The 3,817-nt window shown below is 63.5% G+C and carries 3 protein-coding genes, 1 tRNA gene and 1 pseudogene; all 5 read left to right on the top strand.

The features are described 5' to 3' along the window. A pseudogene (locus WB528_RS18500) lies at positions 1-823 on the top strand (hypothetical protein); the annotation flags it as partial. A 249-nt stretch (positions 824-1,072) separates the two neighbouring features. Then, positions 1,073-2,266 (top strand): tRNA 2-thiouridine(34) synthase MnmA, encoded by a 1,194-nt coding sequence (mnmA, locus tag WB528_RS18495; RefSeq protein WP_423889841.1) that lies wholly within the window; start codon positions 1,073-1,075, stop codon positions 2,264-2,266. Positions 2,267-2,445: 179 nt separating this feature from the next. Beyond that, the gene (locus tag WB528_RS18490) at positions 2,446-3,099 is read left to right on the top strand and encodes a class I SAM-dependent methyltransferase (RefSeq protein WP_423889840.1); all 654 of its coding nucleotides are present in this window, start codon (positions 2,446-2,448) and stop codon (positions 3,097-3,099) included. A gap of 40 nt (positions 3,100-3,139) precedes the next feature. Continuing rightward, the gene (locus tag WB528_RS18485; RefSeq protein WP_423889839.1) at positions 3,140-3,511 is read left to right on the top strand and encodes a hypothetical protein; all 372 of its coding nucleotides are present in this window, start codon (positions 3,140-3,142) and stop codon (positions 3,509-3,511) included. Between the two features lie 119 nt (positions 3,512-3,630). Continuing rightward, positions 3,631-3,707 (top strand) — tRNA-Met (locus WB528_RS18480). Positions 3,708-3,817: the final 110 nt, after the last annotated feature.

The raw sequence follows: 3,817 nt of genomic DNA, 5'->3' as shown, positions 1-3,817 counted from the left end.
GGACGTGGTGGGCGTCGTGCCGGGATCGGTCGTGGCCGGGCTGGATGGCCCGGGCGGCGGCGCAAGCGGCTGTGAACTGGCGGCGATGGCGGCGGCGGCAATAGCCAATGGGGCCGTGGGACCGCCGGAGGCCGGCGCCGTCGCAGGCACGTTGGTTGTTGGCGTGGATGTGGGAACTGCAACGGCAACCGGGGTCGGCGTGGTCGGCGAGCTCCCAGCCTGTTGGACCAGGATGGTGGCGTCGACCGCGGTCGCATCCGCGTCGTCACTTTTGGATTTGTGCTCGTCCGATTTCGAAGTGCCTGGAGTGGTCGTGGCCGTCGTCGTGGATTGGCTGGCGGTGTTTGCGCCGTTACCGCTAGGGTTGGCATTGGCGGCATCACCGGTGCCGGAGCCGGAGCTGGCATCGGACGACGGTGCGTTGTTGGCGGTGCCGCTGGAATCGTTGCTCGCCTGTGCCTGTGCCTGCGGGGCGGAGGCGTTGTTGCCGGCGCTTGCGTTGTTGTTGGCGTTATTTGCGGGCGCGGCATTATCGGACGATGGCGGCGAGGCGTTCGCATCGTTCTGCCGGGGCGGCGGCGGCGGGGGAGGCGGTGGCGTGGCGGAGGGTTCGCTCGGCGTGTTCTGGCTGACCAGGTTCCCGAAAAGATCGTTCGCCGGCGGCGCACTGGATCGCGTCAGCCATGACGGTGCGGCTTGGAAGGCGGCATTGGCTGCGGCTGCGGCATCTGGGGTAGCACTGAGCACAGGACGGTCTCCGGCAAGGGAACTCACAAAACAATCAGCAAGGACCGGGCCACTCGGAATTCTCAAGAATACGTAATTATTTCAATAAGATACGACTTTGCCCTGTTCCGGCCGACGCAGCCTCAGGCCCGTCTTTTTCTGCCCGGCGGCAAGATTTGCCGTTCCAGGCCGGCCAATCCGGGCTGTGATTGCTTCGCGCGCAGGCGACCTATATTAAAGTGCAGCTTTCCGGCCGGCTCCGAAGGATGAGGCGCCGAAGAAAGCGCCCCGATACGAATGCCAGGACCGGGACACTAAGCTGACGCGGTGACCCTTGACCGAAACCATGCGCAACAGTCTGGATCTTGAAGGCCGTCCCCAGGACACCCGCGTGGTCGTCGCCATGTCGGGCGGCGTCGATTCTTCGGTGACGGCGGCGCTGTTGAAGTCGCAAGGCTACGACGTCGTCGGCATTACCTTGCAGTTGTACGACCATGGCGCGGCGACCCACCGCAAGGGGGCGTGCTGCGCGGGGCAGGACATTCACGATGCCCGCAACGTCGCCGAGCGGATCGGCATTCCGCATTACGTGCTGGATTACGAGAGCCGTTTCCGCCAGTCCGTGATCGACAATTTTGCCGAAAGTTATGCCTCGGGCGAAACGCCGGTGCCCTGCATCGAATGTAACCGCTCGATCAAGTTTCGCGATCTGCTGGCGACCGCGCGCGAGCTCGGCGCGTCCGTATTGGCGACCGGGCACTATGTCGCCTCGCGCGCGCTGGCGGATGGTTCGCGCTCGCTGGTTTGCGCGGCAGACAGCGACCGCGACCAGAGTTATTTCCTGTTTGCGACCACGCGCGAGCAGCTTCAATACCTGCGCTTTCCGCTTGGCGATATGACCAAGCCCGAGGCGCGCGAATTGGCGCGTCGGTTCGGGCTTGAAGTTGCCGACAAGCACGACAGCCAGGATATCTGCTTCGTGCCGAGTGGGCGCTACACCGACGTGATCGGCCGGCTGCGGCCGAATGCAATCGAACCCGGCGACATCGTCGATCTCGACGGCCATGTCATCGGCACCCACCAGGGCATCGTCCATTTCACGGTCGGCCAGCGCCGCGGATTGGGCATCGCTTCCGGCACGCCGCTCTACGTGGTGAAGCTGGATGCATCAACCCGCCGCGTCGTCGTGGGTCCGCGCGAAGCGTTGCGGATGGATCATGTCGATCTGCGCGATGTAAACTGGATCGGCGACGGTCCGCTCGATCGTGCGGTCGGCTCAGGGTTGGAGATTTTCGTGCGCGTTCGTTCGACGCGCGCGCCGCAGCCGGCGTGGCTGCGCGCCACCGGCGACGGCTATGCGGTTGACCTCGTTGCCGGCGAGGAAGGCGTTTCGCCCGGCCAGGCCTGTGTGTTTTACGATGCGCCCTCGGGTCGTGCGCGGGTGCTCGGCGGCGGCTTCATCCAGAGCGCCAGCGCAAAGGGCGTCGCCAACAAGGCGAGGAACGTTGCACCGCCATTGGTCGAGGCAGTGCGCGGGTAGTGCAGTGGATTGACGTTCGCTAACCAGCTCGCTGCAAACTCGAAAAGCGAATGTCAAATTCAAAACTCCACTACAAACTTATATTTGCTGGTGGTCGTTTGATTCCAACATTCGCAAAGGTGGCCGCCGAGACGGGATACGAATGTTAGAATCGGACCACTAGAATTCAGGGCGGGGGTATGGCGTCAGATATCGACCGTGCGGGGGTCGCGAAGGCGTACGGGCGCTGGGCGCCGATCTACGACCTCGTGTTCGGCAAAGTCTTCGATCATGGCCGTCAGTCGACCATTGCGGAGGCCGATCGGATCGGCGGCCGGATTCTCGACGTCGGCGTCGGCACCGGCTTGTCGCTGTCGGATTATGCCACGACGACCAAGGTGTGCGGCGTCGATATTTCCGAGCCGATGCTTCGCAAGGCACAACAGCGGGTGCGTTCGCTCGGCCTGAAGAACGTCGAGACGCTCGCGGTCATGGACGCGAAAAATCTCGCTTTTGCCGATTCGTTTTTCGATGCCGTGGTCGCGCAATATGTCATTACCGCGGTTCCCGATCCGGAAGCGACGCTGGATGATTTTATTCGGGTGTTGAAGCCCGGCGGCGAACTCATCCTGGTCAATCACATCGGCGCCGAAAGCGGTCCGCGGCGCCTCTTCGAGCTCGCGTTCGCTCCATTGGCGCGACGGCTCGGCTGGCGGCCTGAATTTCCATGGGAGCGGCTGGTAAAGTGGGCGGCCAGGCACGGTGGCGTGAGCCTTACGGAGCGGCGGCCAATGCCGCCGATGGGCCATTTCTCGCTGATCCGTTATCGCAAAGCGGGCAAATCGTTAATGTGAAGGCGCGGGAACAAGCCTTCACGACATCCGTTCTCTCCGGATGACAAAACATGCGCTTCTTTTCGCTTTCGGAATGATGCTCTCGGTGCAGGGCGCGGCCGCTCAGGCCCCGCCTTCGGCGACCAACCCGTCGCAACCGATTGCGTCAGCTCCGCCGACCGAACTGGCCGCGAATTGCGCGCCAACGGCATCGGCGCCATCGCGTGGTACCGTCATCGTTCCCCCGGATGGCACGACGGTCGGACAGGCCAACGAGCCGCTTGCCGACAGACTCGCGAAATCTGACGGCGTGCTGTGTCCGCCGGCAGACGTCGATCCGGAAATCCACGCGCCGACGCCCGATGGCGGCAACACGCCGGTGATCCCGCCGCCCGGAAGCCCCGGCGGCAATCCCAACATTCGGCCGAAATAGCTCCATAATTCAGATGTTTCCGCCAGGAGGCCAGCTTTGCTTGACAGGGCGAGGAGCTACTTCTTATATGCCGCGCGTTCGCGACCGCGGCACATCAAAGCCGCGTTTGCCTGCGTCGTGGCGGGGTAGCTCAGCTGGTTAGAGCACGGGAATCATAATCCTGGGGTCGGGGGTTCGAGTCCCTCTCCCGCTACCACTAGCACCCACGAACGGAGCGCCCAAAAGCTCCTGTAGGCGACCTCCAGCGAGCCCATTTTCGAGTTTGGTTATGGCGTGCTGCCTTACCCGCTTCAGCAAGCGTACCGC

This window comes from Bradyrhizobium sp. (assembly GCF_049586575.1).
GTDB lineage: Bacteria > Pseudomonadota > Alphaproteobacteria > Rhizobiales > Xanthobacteraceae > Bradyrhizobium.
The sequence above is the reverse complement of the archived record's forward strand: the minus strand, read 5'-3'. Positions and strand labels throughout refer to the sequence as shown.

Coding starts and splice junctions, on each gene's coding strand:
- mnmA (WP_423889841.1), top strand. CDS start 1,073: ATGCGCAACAGTCTGGATCTTGAAGGCCGTCCCCAGGACACCCGCGTG.
- WB528_RS18490 (WP_423889840.1), top strand. CDS start 2,446: ATGGCGTCAGATATCGACCGTGCGGGGGTCGCGAAGGCGTACGGGCGC.
- WB528_RS18485 (WP_423889839.1), top strand. CDS start 3,140: ATGACAAAACATGCGCTTCTTTTCGCTTTCGGAATGATGCTCTCGGTG.